Below are 21507 nucleotides of genomic sequence, written 5' to 3' on the forward strand. Positions count from 1 at the left end.
AGTACAGGAAAGTTTTACCCAATGACTCACACATGAGTAATAACAATGCCTTCGCGCGCTGCGAGAAAGCCGCGCCTTTATTATCGGGTAGTAAATACCTACAGCAGAAGTCAAAAAAACCGGCGACAGCAGTCTACTTAAACTACGCCCCGGGATAACTTCCAGACAGTTCGGCACACCCTTTTCGCAGGGTGTCACGTAACAAGTTGACTGATTTGCTCAACTGCGCACGGTGGCCGCACAGCAGGTTCAGGGGGGTGCGCTCCCCGCAAAGATGCGGCATCAGCACCAGCAACCGCCCGGCCTGTACATCGGCGGCCACATCCAACCATGACTTGTAGGCGATGCCGACGCCCGCCAGCGCCCAGCGGCGCACCACGTCGGCATCATCGCTGAAGCGGTTGCCGGTCACCGTCAGGGCCAATTCACGCTTGCCGTCGCTGAAGCGCCAGTGATCATGCACACGGCCCCCCAGCATGAACAGCAGGCAATTATGCTGCGCCAACTGCTCCACCTGGTGCGGCTGGCCATGGGCCGCCACGTAGGCCGGCGACGCGCACAGCACGCGACGGTTGTCGGGGCTGATGGGCAACGCCACCAGGCTGGAGTCTTCCGGTTCGCCATAGCGCAGGGCTAGGTCCACCGGTTGGCGGAACAGATCGGCAATGCGGTCGCCCAGCAACAGGCGCACCGACAACCCAGGGTGCTGGTGCTGCAGTTCGTCCAGCCAGGGCAACAGCACGTTGCGGCCGAAGTCCGAAGGCGCCGACAGCTGCAGCACACCACTGACCTGCTCCTGGCTGCGCGCCAGCGCCTGGCGCCCTTCGTCAAGGCTGCTCAGCGCTGCCCGCGCATACTCCAGGAAATGCTCACCCTCGGCGGTCAGGCGCAGGCTGCGCGTGGAACGGGCCAGCAGGCGCGCACCCAGCTGCACTTCGATGCGTTTGAGCGCCGCGCTGGCGACAGCGGGCGACAAGTCCATGACCCGCGCGGCGGCAGACAGGCTGCCGAGGTCGGCGGCACGGACGAACAGTTGCAGGTCATCGAATCGCAGCATGGTCATTATCAAAGAAATATTGAAAGAGACTGTGCTTTTAGCCGGTTTCACCCCGATTGGAAATAGCCAATCATGGGCACACATTTCTGGAGAGTTACCATGAAAGCCATCGCCTACTACGCCTCGTTGCCCATCACCGATCCGCAATCGCTACAGGACATCGAACTTCCCGCGCCACAACCGGGCCCCCGTGACCTGCTGGTGGAGGTCAAGGCCATCTCGGTGAACCCGGTGGACACCAAGGTGCGCCAGAACATGGCCCCCGAAGGCGGCAACCCGAAAGTGCTGGGTTGGGACGTGGCCGGCGTGGTGCAGGCAGTGGGCGCGGACGTCAGCCTGTTCAAACCGGGCGACCGCGTGTACTACGCCGGCTCCATCGCCCGCGCGGGCGGCAACAGCGAGCTGCACGCCGTGGATGAACGCATTGTCGGGCGCATGCCGGCCAGCCTCGGCTTTGCCGAAGCGGCGGCGCTGCCGCTGACCGCCATCACCGCCTGGGAACTGCTGTTCGAACGCCTGCAAGTCCAGCCAGGGCATGTGGACGCCGGGCAAAGCCTGCTGATCGTCGGCGCCGCCGGTGGGGTGGGCTCGATCCTCACGCAACTGGCCAGCCAGCTGACCGGCCTGACCGTGATCGGCACTGCCTCACGCCCAGAAACCCAGGCCTGGGTGCGGGAACTGGGCGCCGACCACGTGCTGGACCATAGCCAACCGCTAAGTGCCGAGCTCAAGCGCCTGGGCCTGGGGCCGGTGACCCACGTCGCCAGCCTGACCCAGACCGACCAGCACCTCGCCGAACTGGTGGAAGCCCTTGCCCCCCAAGGCCGCCTGGCGCTGATCGATGACCCCAAAGCACTGGATGTCAGCCTGCTGAAGCGCAAGAGCCTGTCGCTGCATTGGGAATTCATGTACACCCGCTCGCTGTACGAGACGCCGGACATGATCGAGCAACACCACCTGCTCAACCGCGTGGCCGAGCTGATTGACGCCGGCACCCTGCGCACCACGGTAGGCGAGCACTTCGGCCGAATCGATGCGGCAAACCTGAAGCGCGCCCATGCCCTGCTGGAAAGCGGCAAGGCACGCGGCAAGATTGTGCTGGAAGGGTTTTGAGGTAATGCCTGTGGGAGCTGGCTTGCCAGCGAGCTTTTGAAGAACACCTCGCTGGCAAGCCAGCTCCCACGACCGTCAGTCCAAAGGTTGCGCTGAATCAATCCGCGCGCCTTGGGCGGCGCTACACTTGAGGCCTCTGACCCTGCGGAGGCATTCAGCCATGAAGATAGTGCTTACTGAACTGGCGAGGGAACACGGCAGCCAATGGCAGGTACGCCTCGATCAACATGTAGTGACCTTTCGTACCGAAGCCGAAGCCCGGGCGTTCATCGATACCCTGGAATCACGGCTGGCAGCCCCCCACCGGCTGCCGTACCGCCAACAACGCGCCGCTCAATGAGCCTGGCGTGACCGCCGCAGCCACTGGGTAACCAGCGCCAACATCACGGCCAACAGGCCACAACCGCTGATCACCAGTGCCATGGGAATGGCGCTGCCGTCGTACAGCGCGCCCACCAGTGACGCGGAACCGGCCGCCACGCTGAACTGCAGGCAGCCCAGCAGTGCCGAAGCGCTGCCGGCGCGCGCGCCCTGGCCATTCATGGCACAGGCCGAGGCGTTGGGAATGATGCAGCCCAGGCTGGCGATGCAGATGAACAACGGCACCAGCAATGGCCACAACGCTGCAGGGTGCAAGGCGCTGACGGCCAGCAGGCTGAGGGCCGCTGCCAGGTACACCCACACTGCCCGCGCCAGCATGTGCGCAGGGCCGCGCTTGGCCAGCAGGCGGGCATTCACCTGGGCCACCAGGATGAAGCCGGCGGCGTTGCTGCCGAACAACCAGCCGTAATGCTCGGCCGGCACGCCGTACAGCTTGATGAACACGAACGGCGAGCCCGCCACGTAGGCGAACATGCCTGCCATGGCTACGCCGCCGGTAAGGGCATTGCCCAGGAACTGCGGGTCTTTCAACAGGCTGAAATAACGCCCCACGGCGCCGCTGAGCGGCTGGCGCGGATGGTGCGCCGGCATGCTTTCCGGCAGGCCCAGGGCCACCGCCAGCCCGGCCAGCGCGCTGAAGCCGGTCAGCAGCAGGAAGATCCACTGCCAGCCCAGGGTATTTACCAGCAGGCCACCGAGCATCGGCGCCAAAATGGGCGCCAGGCCCATGACCAGCATCAGCTGCGAAAATACCTTGGCCGACCCCACCGCATCGCACTTGTCGCTGACGATTGCGCGCGACAGCACCATGCCCGCGCAGCCACCCAAAGCCTGGATGAAGCGCGCGCCGATCAGCCATTCCAGGCTGGGCGCAAAGGCGCAGGCAAGCGACGACAGGGTGAACAGCGTCACGCCCACCAGCAGTGGCACACGGCGGCCAAAGCGGTCGGCAATCGGCCCGTAGGCCAGTTGGCCGATGGACAGGCCCAGGAAGTACACCGCCAGTGTCAGCTGGATATGCTGTTCGTCGGTGCCGAAGGCCTGGGCCATGGCCGGAAAGCCCGGCAGGTAGAAGTCGATGGCCAGCGGCCCGAAAGCGCTGAGCGCGCCGAGAATGAGGATGGTTCTGAGGTTCATCAAGGATCCAGTGTGGTGCTGCGGACTAGGGCAACGGTACAGTTTAACCGCTCTGGATCCCTGGGGGCCAAAACCGCGACGCTATGTCACTAAGCGAGCAGCTTTCAGGCCACGGTATAGCCTTCTTCCTTGATGGCCTCGACGATGGCGGCCTGGGGTTGCTGGCTTTCCACGCGCACCTTGGCGTTGGCCAGGTCCACCTCGACCACGGCGGCCGGGTCCAGGGCCTGCACCGCCTGGGTGACGGCCCGCACGCAATGGCCGCAGGTCATGCCTTGTACAGTGAACTCTTGCATGGTGATGCCTCCTGAACGTGATGAAGGTATAGCTTCAACCTTGCCATCATGACAAGGTCAAGTTCTGGCGTTGCCTGCCGGGGTGGAAATTAATGGTCGCGTCCGCCAAGCTTGGGCATCGAAGATTTCCACAGCAGGAGAAGTGCGCCATGCGCAGGTCCGTTTCCCGCCTTCTGGGCGCCCTGGGTTTGTTGACCCTGTCGCTCGGAGCCTACGCCGAGAGCATCCAGGACTACAGCGTCCTGATCGTGTCCCGTGAACGCCTGGAGGTGGGTACGCCGTGCGAACTGGGCATCTACATCGGCGATAACAAGGTGGGGCGGCTGTTCCAGGAACAGGAAGTGTCATTCAACCTGCCACCTGGCAAAGTGGTGGTGCGGCTGATGCAGGAGCCCGGCCAGGTGGCCGGTTGTGCCCCCGGGTTGCCGGCGCCCAATGCCACCTCCATCGAACTGCGTGCGGGCGCGGTGCAGAAGTACCGTATCGCCAACGGGCCGAACGGGCTGTACCTGAAGCGCGCGCCGGAAGATCAATACTGATTGCTGGCGACGCTTGACCTTGCCAAGGTGGCAAGGTTGATTCTAGGGTCCTCTGCACAGGAGGACCTTTGATGCCCAACGCCCTTACCCTCGAACTGCCGATCAGCGGCATGACCTGCGCCAGCTGCGCGGGCCGGGTCGAACGCGCCCTGAACAAGCTGGACGGCGTCACCCTTGCCAGCGTCAACCTGGCCAATGAACGCGCCCACGTGGAACTGGCCAAGGCCATGGACCCAGCCACGCTGATTGCTGCCGTGGAGAAAGCCGGCTACAGCGCCAGCCTGCCCGACGCCCCGCCCGTGGACCCGGCCAAGGCCCTGCTGCGCGAACGCATCGCGCTGGTTGCCGCTTTGCTGTTGGCCCTGCCGTTGATCGCACCCATGCTGGCCCAGCCGTTCGGCCTGGACTGGATGCTGCCGGCCTGGCTGCAATGGGCGCTGGCAACCCCGGTGCAATTCATCCTTGGCGCACGCTTCTACCTGGCTGCGTTCAAGGCGGTGCGCGCAGGGGCCGGCAACATGGACCTGCTGGTAGCCCTGGGCACCAGCGCCGGTTATGGGCTGAGCCTGTATGAATGGGCGCGCACCCCGGTGGGCCACATGCCTCATCTGTATTTCGAGGCTTCGGCAGTGGTGATCGCCCTGGTGCTGCTGGGCAAATACCTCGAAAGCCGCGCCAAACGCCAGACCGCCAGCGCCATCCGCGCACTTGAACAGTTGCGCCCCGAGCGCGCCACCCGCCTGCGGGATGGCGTGGAACAGGAAGTGGCGATCGGCCAACTGCGCCTGGGCGACCAACTGGTGGTACGCCCTGGCGAACGCTTCGCGGTCGACGGCCAGGTGCTGGAAGGCCGCAGCCATGCCGATGAATCGCTGATCAGTGGGGAAAGCCTGCCGGTGGCAAAACAACCGGGCGACACCGTGGTCGGCGGCGCCATCAATGGCGAAGGCCGCCTGCTGGTGCAGGCTACGGCGCTGGGCAGCGAGGGCGTGCTGGCGAAAATCATCCGCCTGGTGGAAGACGCCCAGGCGGCCAAGGCGCCCATCCAGAAACTGGTGGACCGGGTGAGCCAGGTGTTCGTCCCCGCCGTGCTGGTGCTGGCGCTGCTGACCCTGGCGGGCTGGTGGCTGCACGGTGCACCGCTGGAGACTGCGATCATCAACGCCGTGGCCGTGCTGGTCATCGCCTGCCCCTGTGCGCTGGGCCTTGCCACCCCGGCGGCGATCATGGCCGGCACCGGCGTGGCTGCCCGCCATGGCATCCTGATCAAGGACGCCGAGGCGCTGGAGCGCGCCCATGCGGTAAACCGCGTGGTGTTCGACAAGACCGGCACTCTCACCTGCGGTACTCCGAGCCTGGTGCATTGGCAGGCCCTGGATATTGCCGAAGCCACCCTGCTGCAATGGGCCGGCAGCCTGCAGCGCGGCAGCGAACACCCGTTGGCCAAGGCGGTGCTGCAGGCCTGCGCCGAGCGCCAGCTGCCGCTGGAAATGCCTGCCGCCAGCCAGGCCCTGAGCGGCCGTGGCGTCAGCGGTACAGTGCAAGGCCAGCAGTTGGCGCTGGGCAACCGTCGGTTGCTGGAAGAGTTGGGGCTGACCAGCGACGGCCTGCCCGCCCAGGCCTGGGAAGCCGAGGGCCGGACCTTGTCCTGGTTGCTCGAGCTAGGGCCCACGGCACGCGTGCTGGGGCTGCTGGCCTTCGGCGACAGCCTCAAGCCCGGCGCGCTGGAGGCGGTGACGCAACTGCGCGCACGGCACATCAGCAGCCACCTGCTGACCGGCGACAACCAGGGCAGCGCCCGGGTGGTGGCCGAGGCCCTGGGCATACGCGACGTGCACGCCCAGGTGCTGCCCGCCGACAAGGCCGCCAAAGTGGCGCAGCTGAAAGCCGACGGCGTGGTCGCCATGGTGGGTGACGGCATCAATGACGCCCCGGCGCTGGCCGCCGCCGACATTGGCATCGCCATGGGCGGTGGCACCGACGTGGCCATGCAGGCCGCCGGCATCACCTTGATGCGTGGTGACCCGCGGCTGGTGCCGGCGGCGCTGGAGATCAGCCGCAAGACCTACGCGAAAATTCGCCAGAACCTGTTCTGGGCGTTTGTGTATAACCTGGTCGGCATACCGCTGGCCGCCTTTGGCCTGCTCAACCCGGTGCTGGCCGGCGCCGCCATGGCGCTGTCCAGCGTCAGCGTGGTCAGCAATGCGCTGCTGCTGAAAACCTGGCGCCCCAGCGGGCTGGATCACAAGGATTGAAAGCATGAACATGAATATCGGCCAGGCTGCGCGCCATAGCGGGCTAAGTGCCAAGATGATCCGCTATTACGAGGCCACCGGCCTGCTCAAACCGGCCCTACGCACCGACAGTGGTTACCGCCTGTACCAGGAGGACGACCTGCATACGCTGGCGTTCATCAAGCGCTCAAGGGACCTGGGGTTTTCACTGGAGGAAGTGGCACAGCTGCTGACCCTGTGGCAGGACCGCGGCCGCGCCAGCGCCGATGTGAAGGCACTGGCGCACCGGCACATCGACGATTTGAACCGGCGCATCGCCGAACTGACCGGGCTGCGCGACACCCTGCAGAACCTGGCGTCGCACTGCCAGGGCAACGACCGCCCCGACTGCCCGATCCTCGCGGACCTGGCGTCGGGTGGCTGCTGCAGTTGAAGGTGTAGCCGTTACTGCAACCACGGCGGTGGCGGTTCTTCAGCCTTCGACGGCGGTGCGTCGTCGGCGCTGCGTGCCGCCTGCCGGCGGGCTTCGTCCAGCCGCGCTGCCTCGATCTCGCGCATCACGCTGTTGACGTCGGCCACGCTGTCATCGTCGGCGAACTGGCCGGTCAGCACGCTGGCCGGGTGCAACTTGCCTTCTTCGTACAGCGCCCACATTTCCCGCGCATAACGGGTGTCACGCAGCTCCGGGGCGAAGCGCCCGAAGTAGCTGGCCATGTTGCCCACGTCGCGCTCCAGCATGCTGAAGGCGTGGTTGTTGCCCGCTGCATCCACCGCCTGGGGCAGGTCGATGATCACCGGGCCGTCCGGGCCCAGCAGCACGTTGAACTCCGACAGGTCACCGTGCACCAGGCCGGTGCAGAGCATCAGCACGATCTGGCGAATCAGGAACTCGTGGTATTCACGAGCCTGCTCGGCGTCCAGCTCGACGTCATTGAGCCGTGGCGCCGCATCGCCGTACTCGTCGGCCACCAGCTCCATCAGCAGCACGCCTTCAAGGAAGTCGAACGGCTTGGGCACGCGCACGCCAGCACTGGCCAGGCGGAACAGCGCAGCTACCTCGGCGTTCTGCCAGGCCTCCTCGGCTTCCTTGCGGCCAAACTTCGACCCCTTCGCCATGGCCCGGGCCTGGCGGCTGTTACGCACCTTGCGGCCTTCCTGGTACTCGGCCGCCTGACGAAAACTTCGTTTGTTCGCCTCCTTGTAGACCTTGGCGCAGCGCAGTTCCTTGCCACAGCGCACCACATAGACCGCCGCTTCTTTACCACTCATCAGTGGGCGCAGCACCTCGTCGACCAGACCGTCTTCGATCAGGGGTTCAATGCGTTTTGGAGTCTTCATCAGCTTTTATTGTGGGTCCTTTGTAACCAAACACGCGGGAATGCAATGGTTCGGCGGCCATCCTCTCACAGTGGCGCCACAATGCCGACTTTTCCGGAGCAAAGGCAATGCCAAGCACTGTAAGCAGTTTTGACGGCTGAAGCGTTTGACCCACCAGCGCGGAAAAATTCACCTCAATATTTTGGTATACCAGCCGACAATGGCTTGATGCAGGTTCCAAAAAAACCAACGCCTGCGGCATACGTTTTGTTTTCGATGAACTGCCCCTTTTTATATAAAAAAGATTCTGGAGCACGGATGAACATCAAACAGAAACTGACCTGGGCCTTCGCGGTGATCGCGTGTTTGCCGATAGTCCTGGTCGCCACCCTGGTCATCATGAATCTGCGCAGCGACGCCAGGTCCAACTTCGTCGACGGCAGCAGCCGCGAGATCCGCCAGGTGGCCAACGCCATGCAGCTGTTCTTCGAAGGTATCAGCCAGAACGTCGACTTCCTGGCCAACCACCCGCTGGTGAAGGCCGCCGACGCCAGCATCAAGAGCTACCAGGGCGCTGACGCGCCGAACATCCCCATGGGCGAGAAGGACAAGCAACTGTTCGATTTCTTCGCCAGCCTGGCCGCCAGCCACCCCAACTATTCCTACGTGTCGTACGGCACCAGCGCCGGTGGCTACGCGTTCTGGCCGGGCGACCCGAAGATGGCCAACTACGACCCGCGCCAGCGGCCCTGGTACAAGACTGCCATGGCCAACCCCGGCAAGACCCTGCGAACCTCGGCCTATTACTGGGCCGGCGACGACGCCGTGCTGGTCAGCACCGTGCGCGCCGTGGCCAACCAGTTGGGCAGCCAGGGCGGTGTGGTCAACATCGACGTCTCGCTCAAGGGCCTGACCGAAATCGTCAAGCAGATCAAACTGGGTGAAAGCGGCTACCTGATGCTGATGGAACGCGACGGCACCGTACTGGTCGACCCCAAGCAGCCGGAACACAACTTCAAGGCGCTGGGCAGCCTGGGTGACGGCTACGCGGAATTGGCCAAGGCCGGCCCGGGGCTTGTGGAGGTGCAGCTCAACGGCGAACGCTACATGGCCAACGTCTGGCCTTCGGAGCAGTTGGGCTGGACCTTCGTCGGCCTGATCAAGCAAAGCGAGGTAATGAGCGGCGCCACCCAGCTGACCTGGCTGATCGGCGGCATCGCCGCCGTGCTCGCGCTGATTTTCGCCGTGGTAGGCGCCAGCTTCGCCACCCTCATCGTGCGGCCGATCCGCAGCGTGGCCCGCGGCCTGGAAGGCATCGCCCAGGGCGAGGGCGACCTGACCCAGAACCTGGCGGTGCGCGGTAGCGATGAAACCGCACAGCTGGCCAATTGGTTCAACCAGTTCCTGGGGGCCATCCGCAGCCTGATCCAGAGCATCGGCGGCGCCGCGACGAAAATTCTCGCCAGCTCCAGCAGCTCTACCCAGGTGTCCGCCAACATGGCCGACGCCGCCGGGCGCCAGCGCGAGGCTGTGGACATGGTCTCCACGGCCTTCCACGAGATGGTCGCCACCGCCAACGAGGTAGCACGTTCGTGCAGCCAGGCCGCCGACTCCGCCGACAGCGGCCAGCGCCAGGCCCGTGAAGGCCAGCAGCAGATCGACGCGGCGGTGAACAGCGTGGACCGCCTGAGCCACGAGATCGAACAGTCGGCGCAGTCCATTGCGCAGCTGGAACGCGACAGCAACGACATCCAGTCGATTCTCGGCACCATCCGCTCCATCGCCGAACAAACCAACCTGCTGGCGTTGAACGCGGCCATCGAAGCCGCCCGCGCCGGCGAGCAGGGCCGCGGCTTTGCCGTGGTGGCCGATGAAGTAAGGGCGCTGGCCAAGCGCACCGCCGACTCCACCGCCGAAATCGACGGTTTACTCGGCAACCTGGCCCAGCGCACCAGCCAGGTGGCGCAGCAGATGCACGCAAGCCTCGAAGTGTCGCAACAGTCGGTGGAGCGTATTGGCCAGGCGCGCGCCAGCTTCGGGCAGATTCGCGAGTCGGTGGACGTGATCCGCGACATGAACACCCAGATCGCCACCGCAGCCGAGGAACAGCACCAGGTGGCCGAGGACATCAACCGGCACATCAGCCAGATTCATGGCGATGCGCAGTTGGTGGCCGAGCTGGCCAACACGGCGCGCAGCGATTCCCAGAGCCTGGCGGGGCTGTCGAACGAGCTGGATGCGCTGGTGCGCCGGTTCAGGACCTGAGGACGCGGCCTTTGGCCGCTGCTACGCGGTTCGTAGCAGCGGCCGAAGGCCGCGTCAAAGGCTCAGAACGCGTAGCGCATGCCCACGTTCAGCCCATAGGGCTGCTCAACGCGCTTGCCCTTCGCGTATTCGACATCGGCGTTGAGCTGTACCCGCTGCGACACCTGGGCGGCCAGGCCGACGCCGTATTCGTAGCGGCCACCGGCCAGGTCGTTGCGGTTACGGTCGCCGCCTACGAGCACTTCATTGGTATCGGCAAACTCCCGCGCGTAAGCCACCCGCGCGTACGGCTGCACGGCACCACCACCGGTGGTTTCAAGGTAGCGGCCCACCTGCAGGCCGGCTTTGCCTTGCATGGAATGGCTGTTCTCGGCGTGGCCCTGCAGCCCGTAGTTCAACTCGTGATCCTTGCCTTGCACCGCAACTGCGGCCATCTGCCCGAACGGCTTGAGGTACCAGCCTTCATCCAGCGTGACGACCTTGCCCGCCTCCACCGCAGCGCCCAACGCCAGGTTGCGATACTGGCCCTTGATGCGGTATTCGCCGTAGCTGGACTTCAGGTCGTTGCGCAGCTGGTTGGCCTTCACCAGGCCGTCGACGTAGTACCCCTCCTCGTTCATCCAGGTGCCGTAGGCGCCCAGGTAATAGCTGGACAAGTAGGCACTGTCGGGCCCTTTAATGCTGAGGGAAGAACGGCTGTAGCCGCCCATCAGCCCCACCCGTGCCTCTTCGCTGAGGCTGGCGTCGATACCCACGGTGAAACCGCCCTGGCGCTGGGTGTAGTCGGCGCCGCTGGTGGGTGAATACCGCGATTTGCTGTTGAGGGTGCGCACCCACAGGCCTTCCTGGCCGCCCTGGTTGCGCAGTTCATCGAAACGCCCGCGGATACCGGACAGCTCGCCGTACCAGGCCTGGGTGCCGGCGCTGGCGGCGGCCAGCATGGCGTGTTCGCCAGGATAATACGCAGGCGGGCCTTGCTCGGCTTGCGCTGCATTGCTGAGGGCTGCCGCGCTGGCGGCGAGTATGGCCAGAGTAAAAAGCTTGCTCATGTTCAACCTTCCTTAGTTGTGATTGCCGTTGGCCAAGACAAACTACGGAGGTCTGCAGCGTATGCATTTAGGACAGAGCCGGCGTGCTGCGCGGGAAAGGTCTGACAGTCGAGCCTGGGTCCTACAACCCTGACGTGGGAAAACCGCTGTTGCTAACGGAACAACTCCCCTGGCGTGATACCAAACAGGCCCTTGAACGCCGCAATGAACGCCGACGTGGAGTCGTAGCCACAGGACAACGCCGCCGTGGTCACGCTGTGGCCCTGTTCCAGGTTATCCAGCGACGACAGCAACCGCATGCGCTGGCGCCAGCCGCGAAAGCTCAGGCCGGTCTCGCGCTGGAACAGGCGCATCAGGGTTTTCTCCGAGGTGCCCATGCGGCTGGCCCAGTCACTGAGGGTGACGGCCTGCTCGGGGTTCTCGATCAGCTCGTTGCACAGCCCCAGCAGGCGCGAGTGGCGCGGCAAAGGCAGCGAGAAGCCGACTTCGGGCAGGCTGGCCAACTGGTCCAGCAGCACCTGCGCCAGGCGCGCTTCGGCGGTGTCGCCCTCGGGGTAGTCCACCGGCAGCTGGCAGAAGCCCTTGATCAGTTCGCGCGCCAGCGGCGTCACCTCCAGCACCCGGCAACGCGGCGACGCCCATAGCGCGTCCTCGCGGCGCACATACAGGCTGCGCATCTCGGCGCGCATGGAAGTCACCACTTCGTGTTCAAGGCCTGCGGGTATCCACACGCCCCACTGCGGCGGGGCGAAAAAGCTGCCCTCGGCGGTGTGCACACCCAGCACACCGCTGATGGCGTAGGAAAACTGCACCCAGTCGTGGCTGTGGCGTGGGGTCCAGGAACCGGCGTGCAAGCTCTCGGCCCGGGCATAAAGTGGCCGGGGCAACGCCAGCAGCTCGGGAATGCGCCGTGGCAGGCCTGTTTGTCCGTTAGTCGGCATCGATTGGCCTTGTGTCGCAAGACGGCAGAAGATTGCTCACGGTAATCTTTGCGACCAATGATTACAAATCCGTCCGCAGGATCCTGTTATGCAAGCGCTCAAACACCTTAAACGCGTAGTGACCGACTGGTTTCTGCTCGGCATGTTCCTGGCCACGCTGCTGGCCTACTTCTTCCCGCGCTTCGGCGCCAGCGGCGGTTCGATGCATGCCGAATACGTGATCAACGCCGGTGTGTTCATCGTGTTCTTCATGCACGGCATCAACCTGTCGGGCGAGCAGATTCGCCACGGGCTGAAGAACACCCGGCTGCATATCATGGTGCAAGTGTTCACGTTCGTGGTGTTCCCGCTGATCTGGCTGGCGTGCGACAAGCTGTTCGGCCACTTCGTGTCGCCGACGCTGATGCTGGGCTTCTTCTACCTGTGCGCGCTGCCCTCGACCATTTCCTCGTCGGTGGCGCTCACCGGCAGCGCCTCGGGCAACGTGCCGGCGGCCATTCTCAACGCCAGCCTGTCCAGCGTGCTGGGCATTTTCATCACGCCCTGGCTGGTGAGCCTGGTGGTGGGCACCGGCAGCGGCGGCATCGACCTGGGCAAGACCCTGCTCGACCTGTGCGCCATGCTGCTGCTACCGCTGGTGCTGGGCCAGCTGATGCGCCCGCTGCTGGGCAAGTTCTTCGCCCGCTACAAGAAATACACCAACGTCATCGACAAGCTGGTGATTCTGCTGCTGGTGTACGCCGCCTTCTGCAACTCCATGGTCTCGGGCATGTGGCAGCAGCAGGGCGACAGCGTGCTGGTGACCGCGTTCGTCGGCACCGCGATCCTGCTGGCGGTGATTTTGGTGCTGACCACCCGTAGCGCCAAGGCCCTGCATTTCAACCACGCCGATGAAGTGGCGGCAGTGTTCTGTGCCACCAAGAAATCACTGGCGGCCGGCGCGCCCATGGCAGCGCTGATTTTCGGCGCCAACCCGGGCCTGGGCCTGATTTTGCTACCGATCATGATCTACCACCCGCTGCAGTTGATCGTCTGCTCGGTGATCGCCGAAAGCTATTCGCACCGCATCAAGGCGCAGACCCTCGCCGAAATCGACGCCCAGGCGCCGGTCAGCGCTCGATAATCGCGGTAACCCCCTGGCCGCCAGCCGCGCAGATGGAAATCAGCCCGCGGCCGCTGCCGGCCTGGGCCAGCAACTTCGCCAGGTTGGCGACGATGCGCCCGCCGGTGGCGGCGAACGGGTGGCCGGCCGCCAACGAGCTGCCCTTGACGTTCAGCTTGCTGCGGTCGATGGCGCCCAACGGCGCGTCCAGGCCCAGGCGCGTGCGGCAGTAGCCCGGGTCTTCCCAGGCCTTCAGGGTGCACAGCACCTGGGCGGCGAACGCTTCGTGAATCTCGTAGTAGTCGAAATCCTGCAGGCTCAGGCCATTGCGCGCCAACAACCGCGGCACGGCGTAGGCCGGGGCCATCAGCAGGCCTTCCTGGCCCTTGACGAAATCCACCGCCGCCGTTTCGCCGTCGCGCAGGTACGCCAGCACCGGCAAGCCGCGCTCACGCGCCCAGTCTTCACTGCCCAGCAGCACCACCGAGGCGCCATCGGTCAGCGGCGTCGAGTTGCCCGCCGTCAGCGTGCCCTTGGCACTGCGCTCGAATACCGGCTTCAGGGCCGCCAGCTTTTCCAGCGTCAGGTCGGGGCGCAGGTTATTGTCGCGGGTCAGGCCCAGGAAAGGCGTCACCAGGTCGTCGTGCCAGCCGTCGCTGTAGGCCCTGGCCATATTCTGATGGCTGTGCAGGGCCAGCAGGTCCTGGGCTTCGCGCGGTATCTGCCAGGTTTGCGCCATCAGCTCGCAATGCTCGCCCATGGACAGCCCGGTGCGCGGCTCGCCGTTGCGCGGCAGTTCGGGCTTGAAATGGTGCGGGCGCAGCTGCAACAGCGCACGGACCTTGGCCGCCGTGCCCTTGGCGCGGTTGGCCTGCAAGAGAATCTGGCGCATGCCTTCGCTAACCGCTATGGGCGCGTCCGACGCGGTGTCGACGCCGCCGGCAATGCCGCAGTCAATCTGCCCCAGGGCGATTTTATTGGCCACCAGCAGCGCCGCTTCAAGGCCGGTGCCGCAGGCCTGGCTGACGTCATACGCCGGCGTCTGCGGCGACAGGCGCGAGCCCAGCACGCACTCGCGGGTCAGGTTGAAGTCGCGCGACAGCTTCAGCACCGCCCCGGCGGCCACCTCGCCCATGCGCAGGCCGTGCAGGCCGAAGCGCTCGATCAGGCCTTCCAGCGCCGCCGTGAGCATGGCCTGGTTGCTGGCCTTGGCGTAGGGGCCGTTGGCGCGGGCGAAAGGGATGCGGTTGCCACCGATGATGGCGACCCGGCGCGGTGCATTCATGTGAAGACTCCCTGTACGGCTGAACAAAGTGATTTGAGCGTAGGCGAAACGGTCGGTGGTCTCCCCGCGAAAATGGATATGTTCGAAATCGCCGAAGCGGGATACAGAATCGGTGAACATATCCATTACCGAGGGTGATGCAGAATCACCTTTTCGGCCTTACGCCGACTCACTTTTTTTCAGACGCCAAAAAAAGTAAGCAAAAAAGGCTTGCCCCTGCTTGGGCCCTCCGCTGCGCTACGGGTCCCCTCCTTCCGGCGTCGCTCAACGGGCAGACGGCACCCGCTAAAGAAGCCTGCGGGTTACCGTCTCTTCGGCCTGCGGCCTCGGCCCTTCGGGCAGCCCGTTGATCGACGCCTCCAGTCGGCCCGGGCGCTTTACGGGGCATACAATCAAGATCAAGAGCCAGATCAACAGCAGATCACAAGCCAGATCACAAGCCTGATCAAAGGCTGGATCACAAGCCGGTGGATCGACCGAACGACCAGGTCGTCAACGTGGTCCACACTTTGAACTCAATCTGCCGGAGAGCGTTCCATGTCCGACCGTTATATAGACTTCGCCAACTCCGACCTCGGCCGCCGCCTGGTGGGCGCGGTCGGGCTGCCCACGCCGGCGCGGCTGGAGCGTTGGCAGGCCGGGCGCCTGCGGCCCATCGACGGCACCCTGGTGGTGGGCGGCGGGCCCTTGGCGGCGCAAGTCGCCGAGTTGGCGCCGCGGCTTACCGACAGCGCCTTCGGCTTCGCCGGCGAAAACACCACCCTGCCGGCCTGGACCGCTGGCCTGGGGCCGAAGATCAAGGCCGTGGTGTTCGATGCCAGCCACATCAGCGACAGCGCCGAGCTCAAGCAGCTGCGCGAATTCTTCCAGCCGCTGATCAAGAGCCTCGACAGCAGCGCCCACCTGCTGATTCTGGGGCGCGTACCGGACGGCCTGGCGCCTGCCGCGCATATTGCGCAGAAGGCCATCGAGGGGTTCAGCCGCTCACTTACCAAGGAGCTGCGCAACGGCAGCGTGTTGCAACTGCTGCAGTTGGACGATGATGCCGAGCTGGAAGGCGCCCTGCGCTTCTTCCTCTCGCCGAAAAGCGCCTACGTCGACGGCCAGGTGCTGCGCCTCAGCCGCTGTGCCAGCCAAGTAGCGGACTGGACCCGGCCGCTGGCCGGCAAGAAGGCGTTGGTGACCGGCGCCGCCCGCGGCATTGGCGCGGCCATTGCCGAAACCCTCGCCCGGGACGGCGCCGAGGTGGTGCTGCTGGACGTGCCCCAGGCCAAGGCCGATCTCGACGCCCTGGCCGCGCGCCTGGGCGGCCGTACGGTGGACCTGGACATCTGCGCCAGCGACGCCGCGCAGCAGCTGACCGCGGCCCTGCCCGATGGCATCGACGTGGTGGTGCACAACGCCGGCATCACCCGCGACAAGACCCTGGTCAACATGACGCCCGAATATTGGGACTCGGTGCTGGCCGTGAACCTCAACGCCCCGCACTTGCTGACCCAGGCGCTGTTCGACAGTGGGACCCTGAAGGACAACGGCCGGGTCATCCTGCTGTCATCCACCAGCGGCATCGCCGGCAACCGCGGGCAAACCAACTATGCCGCCAGCAAGGCCGGGCTGATCGGCCTGGCGCAGGCCTTCGCGCCCACCCTGGCGGCACGCGGTGCCAGCATCAACGCGGTGGCGCCGGGCTTCATCGAAACCCACATGACCGCACAAATGCCCTTCGCCCTGCGCGAAGCCGGGCGGCGCATGAACGCCTTGGGCCAGGGCGGCCTGCCCCGGGACGTCGCCGAGGCCGTGGCCTGGCTGGCCCAACCAGGCAGCGGCGCGGTCAACGGCCAGGTGCTGCGCGTGTGCGGCCAAAGCGTGGTGGGGGCCTGAGCATGAGCGTGCATTGGCAAGACCTCGACCGCGTTGACGCCCTGTCGGGGCTGTACACCCGCGCGGCGCTGCGCCGCAAGATCAGCGGCACGCAGTTGCCCGACACCGGCCTGCGCGCCTGGCTGACGGTGGATAACGCGCGCCTGGCCGCCTACCGCCAGGTCTGCGGCTTCGGTGAAAGCGGCCTGCTGCCGGCCACTTATCCACACGTGATGGCCTTCGCCCTGCAGATGCAGCTGCTCACCAGCCACGAATTTCCCTTCCCCTTATTGGGGCTGGTGCACCTGAGCAACCGCATCCGCGTGCTGCGCCCGCTGGGCGGCCTGAGCCGGGTGCACGCCAGCGTGCATGTGGAAAACCTTGAGCCACACGAAAAAGGCGCAACCTTTGACCTGGTGACGCAGGTCGATGACGCCTTGGGGCCGTTGTGGGAAGAACACAGCGTGATGCTGTGCAAAGGCGTGAAACTGGACGGCACGCCCCCGGCAGAACTGCAGCCCAGCGTGGCGCCGCTGATCGAGCATTCGCGCTGGTACGCCGGCAACGACTGCGGCCGCCAGTACGCCAAGGTGTCTGGCGACTACAACCCCATCCACCTGAGCGCCGCCAGCGCCAGGCTGTTCGGTTTCCCCACGGCCATCGCCCACGGCATGTGGAGCCTGGCACGCTCGCTGGCGGCATTGCGCGAGCAGTTGCCTGCGGCCAACGTCGAGCTACACGCGCAGTTCCGCAAACCGGTGCGGCTGCCCAGCGAGCTGATCCTGTGGGCCAGCACCGGCGGTTCCAGCGGGCAGTTCGAACTCAAGGGCAAGGCCGAGCTACTGCACATGGAGGGCGGTTGGTCGCCCGTCGCCTGATGTCCCGGGGCTGCACAAAGCTTCTAGACAGCCCCCGGCGCGCGCGCGATAAGCTTGGGCCATGAACCCATCCAACTGGATCGACCTGGCCCAGGACCGCGAAACCGGCATCGAGACCCTGCGCGCCCACTTCTACAAAGGTCATGCCTACGACCCGCACTGGCATGACAGCTACCTTGTGGGCGTCACCGAGCAGGGCGTGCAGCGCTTCAACTGCCGGCGTACCCTGCACGACAGCACGCCGGGCAAGATCTTCCTGATCGAGCCGGGCGAGATCCACGACGGCGAAGCTCCCGATGACGCCGGCTTCACCTACCGCATGCTGTACCTGGACCCGCACTGGCTGGAGCGCGAACTGGCCAGCCTGTTCGAGGAAGCCCCGGCGAACCATGCCTTGAGCTTCGCCGAAACCCTGACCCAAGACCCGCGCCTGGCCCACGCCGCGCTGTTCGCCTTCAGCGCGCTGCACGGCCAGGAGCTGCGCATCGTGCGCCAAAGCGCGCTGGATGGCCTGCTGGAACGCCTGACCACCCACACCCAGTGGCGCCAGCGCCAGGGCAGCGACCCGCGCCTGCCACTGGTGGCCCAACGCGCCCGCGACTATTTGCACGGCAACTGCTTCCGCGACCTGGGCATGGACGAACTGGCCGTGGCCTGCGGCGTCGACCGTTTCCGCCTGACCCGCGCGTTCAAGGCCGCCTTCGGCCTGCCGCCCCACGCCTACCTGGTGCAGTTGCGCCTGGCCCGCGCCCGCCGCCTGCTGGCCGGGGGCGCCTGGCCGGCAGACGTCGCCAGCGACCTGGGTTTCGCCGACCAGAGCCACCTGGGGCGCTGGTTCATGCGCGCTTATGGCATGACTCCGGCGGCGTATCGTAAGCGCTGCTCAAACCTTCCAGACTGAGCCACGCACAACGTCGATCATGGCCACTTCCCGATTTCGGAGCCTGCCATGCTCGCCTTCATGCTGTTCGCCTTCGTCGCCTCCATCACCCCCGGCCCCACCAACATCCTGGTGCTGAGCAATAGCGCGCGCTTCGGCCTGCGCGCGGTGCTGCCGATCATCCTGGGCGCCTGCGCGGCGGCGGCGCTGATCGTGCTGGCGGTAGGCACTGGCCTGGGCCGCACGCTGATGACCCTGCCCTACGTGAAGCCGGCGATGACCGTGGCTGGCCTGCTGTGGCTGACCTCGCTGGCATGGAAAATCTGGGCAGCGCCGGCCAGCGCGGTGCACGCCGACGACGAGCGCCGCCTGGGCATGGCCAGCGCTGCCAGCCTGCAACTGGTGAACCCCAAGACCTGGATGATGGCGCTGGCGGTGGTCAGCGTGTTCAGCGCCCAGGGCCTGGCGGTGCAGTGGCTGGCCTTGGCGTTCTTCCTGGTGTCGTTGCCGTGCATGGGCTGTTGGGCGCTGCTGGGCGCAGGTTCGGCACGCTGGCTGCGCTCGCCCCGGGCCATGCAGCGCATGAACCGCACACTGGCGGTACTGCTGCTCATCTCCACCTGGCTCACCGTCATCCTGTAGAACCGCGTCGGGCGCGGACGCAGCCTGCGGCAGCTGCTACGAAGTCTGTAGCAGCGGCCAAAGGCCGCGTCCCAGGCGCCGCGCACAGGGAATTTGCATCGGTTTCAGCCACCATACAGATTTTCATTCGCGTCGCTCTTGCGCGCCGCGCGCCTGCGCCCCAAGCTTTAGGCACAGGAGAGCCCCATGAACCTCGAAGAATTGACCCAACGCCTGCATCGCATCCGCGATAACAATGACTGGCGTGGTTTCCACAGCCCCAAGAACCTGGCCATGGCTGCCAGCGTCGAGATGGCCGAGCTGGTGGAAATTTTCCAATGGCTGAGCGAAGACCAGTCGCGCCAGCTGTCGGCAGACCAGTTGGAGCATGCCGGCCAGGAAGTGGGCGACATCGTCCTCTACCTGTTGCTGCTGTGCAGCGAACTGGGCCTGGACATGGACGCCGTGGTGCGCGCCAAGCTCGCCCACAGCGAAGGGCGGTTCGCCAAATGAGCGACCGTCACTTCGATGAACTGGCCACCCGCTTCGCGGAAAAAATCTACGGTGGCGCCAAGGGCGCCATTCGCCTGGCCGTACTGCAGACCGACCTGACCGAAGCCTTGCCGCAACGCCCGCTGCGGGTGCTGGACATTGGCGCCGGCCTGGGCCACATGTCGCTGTGGCTGGCCCAGCAAGGCCACCAGGTAACCCTGGCCGAACCCGCCGAGCCCATGCTCGAAGGTGCGCGCCAGCGCTTTGCCGAGGCCGGCCTTGCCGCCACGTTCATCCAGGCGCCCTGGCAGGACCTGCCCGGCCTGCTGAGCGAGCAGTACGACCTGGTCATCTGCCACGCCGTGCTGGAATGGCTGGCCGAGCCCTTCACCATCCTGCCGGTGCTGCGCGCCCTGGTGGCGCCGGGCGGCTGGTTGTCGCTGGCGTTCTACAACCGTGACGCGCTGGTGTATCGCAACCTGCTCAAGGGCCATTTCCGCAAGTTGCGCAGCAACGACATGGCCGGTGAAAAGCAGAGCCTCACCCCGCAGATGCCCCTGGACCCGCGCGAGCTGCAAGCGCAACTCGACGGCCACTGGCAGGTCGAAAGTAGAAGCGGCGTGCGGGTTTTTCACGATTACATGCCGGTCGACTTCCAGAAGAAGGCCGCCCTGGATGACCTGGTGGAAATGGAACTGGCTTACCGTCGCCACCCGGCGTACGCGGGCCTGGGCCGCTATCTGCACTGGATCTGCCGTCCCGTCTGACGTTGTGGAGATCATCATGTACCGCCCACTTGCTCTGAGTCTGATGGTGCTGGCGCTGGCCGGCTGCGCCAGCCCCAACCCCTACACCGCCAGCTCCAACCCGCTGCCACCGGCTCCCCCGCAGGCCGCGCAGACCTTCGACCGCAGCGCCTACCCGGCGCAGCCACGGGACTTTGCCAGCTACCGCAGCTGGACCTGGTTCAACCACCAGTTACCGCCGGGTAGCCCGCTGGCTGAATCAGACCAGATCGCCGAAGCCGTCAGTGAAGGCCTGGACCAGCGCGGCCTGCGCCCCGCGCGCAATGGCCCGGCCGACCTGCTGGTGAGCACCGACGTGCGCATGGAGAAACGCCTGCGCCAGGTGCAGGAAGATTACGGCCCGGGTTACGGCCCCTATGGCGCCTATGGGCCATATGGCGGCTATCCTCCCGTAGTGCGCACTTATGAAGTACAGGTCATGGTGGTACGGATCAACCTGTTCGACGGCACCACCGGGCAACCGATATGGAGTGCCAGCGCAGAGACGGACGGCCAAGGCAGTACCAGTCGACGCGGCGATGCCCTGCGCAGCGCCGTGAACAAGGCCCTCGCGGCCTACCCCCCACGCTAGGCAACTGGAGAACATCATCATGTTCCGCCGTCTCGCATTACTGTCAGTGGTGGCGCTGCTGCTCAGCGCCTGTGAAAGCAACCAGGTCAACCACGACTTCGACGCCAGTCGTGACTTCGGCGCCTACCGCAGCTGGAGCTGGAAGGAGCCGGCCCTGCAATACCGCCCTGACGACCCACGCATCAAGAGCGACCTGACCGAGCAGCGCATTCGCGAGGCGGTGGCCAGCGAGCTCGACCAGCGCGGCCTGCGCCCAGCCCAGGCAGGTGCGCGGGGTGACCTCAGCGTGCAGACCTACCTGATTGTCGAGAACCGCCAGCAACAGATCACCACCAACTACGGCGGCGCCTGGGGCGGGTACTGGGGTGGCTATTGGGGCGGCCCGATGTACAACGAAACCCGCAGCGTGGACTACAAGGTAGCGACCATCCAGGTCGACCTGCTGGACGGCCGCGATGGCAAACTGGTGTGGCGCGGCAGCTCCGAGCAAATCATGAACAGCTACCCGCCCAGCCCGTCCGAACGTACTGCGGCCATCCAGAAGACCGTAACCAAGGTGCTGTCCACCTACCCCCCGAAATAACCCCCGTAGCAGCGGCCAAAGGCCGCGTCCCGCCGTGACCCGGCCCGGACGCGGCCGGTGGCCGCTGCTACAGGTGCAAGCGCGCCACCTGCTGCTACGC

General features: G+C 65.5%; 23 protein-coding genes and 1 pseudogene. 16 read left to right on the top strand and 8 right to left on the bottom strand.

Going from position 1 to position 21507, the window contains the following annotated elements:
• Positions 1-142: 142 nt before the first annotated feature.
• Positions 143-1057, bottom strand: coding sequence for a LysR family transcriptional regulator (locus tag AC0SZ7_RS28595; protein WP_475507533.1), 915 nt, complete (start codon positions 1055-1057; stop codon positions 143-145).
• A 99-nt stretch (positions 1058-1156) separates the two neighbouring features.
• On the opposite strand from AC0SZ7_RS28595, the gene AC0SZ7_RS28600 reads away from it, so the two are divergent.
• Positions 1157-2170, top strand: coding sequence for a zinc-binding alcohol dehydrogenase family protein (locus AC0SZ7_RS28600; RefSeq protein ID WP_475507534.1), 1014 nt, complete (start codon positions 1157-1159; stop codon positions 2168-2170).
• A gap of 160 nt (positions 2171-2330) precedes the next feature.
• A complete protein-coding gene (locus AC0SZ7_RS28605) occupies positions 2331-2510 on the top strand; it encodes a hypothetical protein (RefSeq protein ID WP_475507535.1) in 180 nt (59 codons plus the stop codon).
• Here AC0SZ7_RS28605 and AC0SZ7_RS28610 read toward each other — a convergent pair.
• On the bottom strand, positions 2504-3688 hold the full coding sequence (locus AC0SZ7_RS28610; RefSeq protein WP_475507536.1) for a multidrug effflux MFS transporter: 1185 nt from the start codon (positions 3686-3688) through the stop codon (positions 2504-2506). The genes AC0SZ7_RS28605 and AC0SZ7_RS28610 overlap by 7 nt on opposite strands.
• Positions 3689-3792: 104 nt before the next feature.
• A complete protein-coding gene (locus AC0SZ7_RS28615) occupies positions 3793-3984 on the bottom strand; it encodes a heavy-metal-associated domain-containing protein (RefSeq protein WP_475507537.1) in 192 nt (63 codons plus the stop codon).
• A gap of 149 nt (positions 3985-4133) precedes the next feature.
• On the opposite strand from AC0SZ7_RS28615, the gene AC0SZ7_RS28620 reads away from it, so the two are divergent.
• The 3 genes from AC0SZ7_RS28620 (at position 4134) to cueR (ending at position 7190) form a co-directional block, all read left to right on the top strand.
• Positions 4134-4523, top strand: a complete 390-nt coding sequence (locus tag AC0SZ7_RS28620; RefSeq protein ID WP_475507538.1) for a hypothetical protein — start codon at positions 4134-4136, stop codon at positions 4521-4523.
• Between the two features lie 71 nt (positions 4524-4594).
• Complete coding sequence (locus AC0SZ7_RS28625) at positions 4595-6778, top strand: heavy metal translocating P-type ATPase (RefSeq protein WP_475507539.1); 2184 nt, start codon at positions 4595-4597, stop codon at positions 6776-6778.
• Between the two features lie 10 nt (positions 6779-6788).
• Positions 6789-7190 (top strand): Cu(I)-responsive transcriptional regulator, encoded by a 402-nt coding sequence (cueR, locus tag AC0SZ7_RS28630; protein ID WP_475507600.1) that lies wholly within the window; start codon positions 6789-6791, stop codon positions 7188-7190.
• An 11-nt stretch (positions 7191-7201) separates the two neighbouring features.
• Here the strand turns inward: cueR and AC0SZ7_RS28635 are convergent, their stop codons facing one another.
• On the bottom strand, positions 7202-8095 hold the full coding sequence (locus tag AC0SZ7_RS28635; protein ID WP_475507540.1) for a PA4780 family RIO1-like protein kinase: 894 nt from the start codon (positions 8093-8095) through the stop codon (positions 7202-7204).
• A complete protein-coding gene (locus AC0SZ7_RS28640; protein ID WP_475507541.1) occupies positions 8073-8390 on the bottom strand; it encodes a hypothetical protein in 318 nt (105 codons plus the stop codon). The genes AC0SZ7_RS28635 and AC0SZ7_RS28640 overlap by 23 nt, the downstream gene beginning before the upstream one ends.
• A gap of 158 nt (positions 8391-8548) precedes the next feature.
• Here AC0SZ7_RS28640 and AC0SZ7_RS28645 point away from each other — a divergent pair.
• Both AC0SZ7_RS28645 and AC0SZ7_RS28650 read left to right on the top strand, forming a co-directional pair.
• Positions 8549-9481, top strand: a pseudogene (locus AC0SZ7_RS28645) (cache domain-containing protein); the annotation flags it as partial.
• Positions 9482-9610: 129 nt separating this feature from the next.
• A complete protein-coding gene (locus tag AC0SZ7_RS28650; RefSeq protein WP_475507601.1) occupies positions 9611-10339 on the top strand; it encodes a methyl-accepting chemotaxis protein in 729 nt (242 codons plus the stop codon).
• Positions 10340-10401: 62 nt separating this feature from the next.
• Here the strand turns inward: AC0SZ7_RS28650 and AC0SZ7_RS28655 are convergent, their stop codons facing one another.
• Together AC0SZ7_RS28655 and AC0SZ7_RS28660 are read right to left on the bottom strand one after the other, a co-directional pair.
• The gene (locus AC0SZ7_RS28655) at positions 10402-11388 is read right to left on the bottom strand and encodes an autotransporter outer membrane beta-barrel domain-containing protein (protein ID WP_475507542.1); all 987 of its coding nucleotides are present in this window, start codon (positions 11386-11388) and stop codon (positions 10402-10404) included.
• A gap of 152 nt (positions 11389-11540) precedes the next feature.
• Positions 11541-12329, bottom strand: coding sequence for an AraC family transcriptional regulator (locus AC0SZ7_RS28660; protein ID WP_475507543.1), 789 nt, complete (start codon positions 12327-12329; stop codon positions 11541-11543).
• Positions 12330-12417: 88 nt separating this feature from the next.
• On the opposite strand from AC0SZ7_RS28660, the gene AC0SZ7_RS28665 reads away from it, so the two are divergent.
• Positions 12418-13452, top strand: coding sequence for a bile acid:sodium symporter family protein (locus AC0SZ7_RS28665; protein ID WP_475507544.1), 1035 nt, complete (start codon positions 12418-12420; stop codon positions 13450-13452).
• Here AC0SZ7_RS28665 and AC0SZ7_RS28670 read toward each other — a convergent pair.
• Positions 13439-14716 carry an acetyl-CoA C-acetyltransferase gene (locus AC0SZ7_RS28670; protein ID WP_475507545.1) on the bottom strand — a complete coding sequence of 426 codons (1278 nt, stop codon included), beginning with the start codon at positions 14714-14716 and terminating at the stop codon, positions 13439-13441. The genes AC0SZ7_RS28665 and AC0SZ7_RS28670 overlap by 14 nt on opposite strands.
• Before the next feature lie 537 nt (positions 14717-15253).
• Between AC0SZ7_RS28670 and AC0SZ7_RS28675 the strand changes: the two genes are divergently transcribed.
• From AC0SZ7_RS28675 to AC0SZ7_RS28710, 8 genes are all read left to right on the top strand, one after another.
• On the top strand, positions 15254-16597 hold the full coding sequence (locus AC0SZ7_RS28675; protein WP_475507546.1) for a 3-oxoacyl-ACP reductase: 1344 nt from the start codon (positions 15254-15256) through the stop codon (positions 16595-16597).
• A gap of 2 nt (positions 16598-16599) precedes the next feature.
• Positions 16600-17454, top strand: coding sequence for a MaoC family dehydratase (locus AC0SZ7_RS28680; RefSeq protein WP_475507547.1), 855 nt, complete (start codon positions 16600-16602; stop codon positions 17452-17454).
• A gap of 61 nt (positions 17455-17515) precedes the next feature.
• Positions 17516-18355: an AraC family transcriptional regulator gene (locus AC0SZ7_RS28685; RefSeq protein WP_475507548.1), complete on the top strand. Its 840-nt coding sequence runs from the start codon at positions 17516-17518 to the stop codon at positions 18353-18355.
• Positions 18356-18403: 48 nt separating this feature from the next.
• Complete coding sequence (locus AC0SZ7_RS28690) at positions 18404-18976, top strand: LysE family translocator (RefSeq protein ID WP_475507549.1); 573 nt, start codon at positions 18404-18406, stop codon at positions 18974-18976.
• A gap of 186 nt (positions 18977-19162) precedes the next feature.
• Positions 19163-19468: a MazG-like family protein gene (locus tag AC0SZ7_RS28695; protein ID WP_475507550.1), complete on the top strand. Its 306-nt coding sequence runs from the start codon at positions 19163-19165 to the stop codon at positions 19466-19468.
• Positions 19465-20214, top strand: a complete 750-nt coding sequence (locus AC0SZ7_RS28700) for a methyltransferase domain-containing protein (protein WP_475507551.1) — start codon at positions 19465-19467, stop codon at positions 20212-20214. Before AC0SZ7_RS28695 ends, AC0SZ7_RS28700 begins: the two co-directional genes overlap by 4 nt.
• Before the next feature lie 16 nt (positions 20215-20230).
• A complete protein-coding gene (locus AC0SZ7_RS28705) occupies positions 20231-20824 on the top strand; it encodes a DUF4136 domain-containing protein (RefSeq protein ID WP_475507552.1) in 594 nt (197 codons plus the stop codon).
• Between the two features lie 19 nt (positions 20825-20843).
• The gene (locus AC0SZ7_RS28710) at positions 20844-21407 is read left to right on the top strand and encodes a DUF4136 domain-containing protein (RefSeq protein ID WP_475507553.1); all 564 of its coding nucleotides are present in this window, start codon (positions 20844-20846) and stop codon (positions 21405-21407) included.
• Positions 21408-21507 lie beyond the last annotated feature (100 nt).

This window comes from Pseudomonas sp. JC1203 (genome assembly GCF_056175065.1).

Bases quoted from the DNA above. Each gene is read 5' to 3' on its own strand.
- AC0SZ7_RS28595 (WP_475507533.1), bottom strand. From the start codon at position 1,057: ATGCTGCGATTCGATGACCTGCAACTGTTCGTCCGTGCCGCCGACCTC.
- AC0SZ7_RS28600 (WP_475507534.1), top strand. From the start codon at position 1,157: ATGAAAGCCATCGCCTACTACGCCTCGTTGCCCATCACCGATCCGCAA.
- AC0SZ7_RS28605 (WP_475507535.1), top strand. From the start codon at position 2,331: ATGAAGATAGTGCTTACTGAACTGGCGAGGGAACACGGCAGCCAATGG.
- AC0SZ7_RS28610 (WP_475507536.1), bottom strand. From the start codon at position 3,688: ATGAACCTCAGAACCATCCTCATTCTCGGCGCGCTCAGCGCTTTCGGG.
- AC0SZ7_RS28615 (WP_475507537.1), bottom strand. From the start codon at position 3,984: ATGCAAGAGTTCACTGTACAAGGCATGACCTGCGGCCATTGCGTGCGG.
- AC0SZ7_RS28620 (WP_475507538.1), top strand. From the start codon at position 4,134: ATGCGCAGGTCCGTTTCCCGCCTTCTGGGCGCCCTGGGTTTGTTGACC.
- AC0SZ7_RS28625 (WP_475507539.1), top strand. From the start codon at position 4,595: ATGCCCAACGCCCTTACCCTCGAACTGCCGATCAGCGGCATGACCTGC.
- cueR (WP_475507600.1), top strand. From the start codon at position 6,789: ATGAATATCGGCCAGGCTGCGCGCCATAGCGGGCTAAGTGCCAAGATG.
- AC0SZ7_RS28635 (WP_475507540.1), bottom strand. From the start codon at position 8,095: ATGAAGACTCCAAAACGCATTGAACCCCTGATCGAAGACGGTCTGGTC.
- AC0SZ7_RS28650 (WP_475507601.1), top strand. From the start codon at position 9,611: ATGGTCTCCACGGCCTTCCACGAGATGGTCGCCACCGCCAACGAGGTA.
- AC0SZ7_RS28655 (WP_475507542.1), bottom strand. From the start codon at position 11,388: ATGAGCAAGCTTTTTACTCTGGCCATACTCGCCGCCAGCGCGGCAGCC.
- AC0SZ7_RS28660 (WP_475507543.1), bottom strand. From the start codon at position 12,329: ATGCCGACTAACGGACAAACAGGCCTGCCACGGCGCATTCCCGAGCTG.
- AC0SZ7_RS28665 (WP_475507544.1), top strand. From the start codon at position 12,418: ATGCAAGCGCTCAAACACCTTAAACGCGTAGTGACCGACTGGTTTCTG.
- AC0SZ7_RS28670 (WP_475507545.1), bottom strand. From the start codon at position 14,716: ATGAATGCACCGCGCCGGGTCGCCATCATCGGTGGCAACCGCATCCCT.
- AC0SZ7_RS28675 (WP_475507546.1), top strand. From the start codon at position 15,254: ATGTCCGACCGTTATATAGACTTCGCCAACTCCGACCTCGGCCGCCGC.
- AC0SZ7_RS28680 (WP_475507547.1), top strand. From the start codon at position 16,600: ATGAGCGTGCATTGGCAAGACCTCGACCGCGTTGACGCCCTGTCGGGG.
- AC0SZ7_RS28685 (WP_475507548.1), top strand. From the start codon at position 17,516: ATGAACCCATCCAACTGGATCGACCTGGCCCAGGACCGCGAAACCGGC.
- AC0SZ7_RS28690 (WP_475507549.1), top strand. From the start codon at position 18,404: ATGCTCGCCTTCATGCTGTTCGCCTTCGTCGCCTCCATCACCCCCGGC.
- AC0SZ7_RS28695 (WP_475507550.1), top strand. From the start codon at position 19,163: ATGAACCTCGAAGAATTGACCCAACGCCTGCATCGCATCCGCGATAAC.
- AC0SZ7_RS28700 (WP_475507551.1), top strand. From the start codon at position 19,465: ATGAGCGACCGTCACTTCGATGAACTGGCCACCCGCTTCGCGGAAAAA.
- AC0SZ7_RS28705 (WP_475507552.1), top strand. From the start codon at position 20,231: ATGTACCGCCCACTTGCTCTGAGTCTGATGGTGCTGGCGCTGGCCGGC.
- AC0SZ7_RS28710 (WP_475507553.1), top strand. From the start codon at position 20,844: ATGTTCCGCCGTCTCGCATTACTGTCAGTGGTGGCGCTGCTGCTCAGC.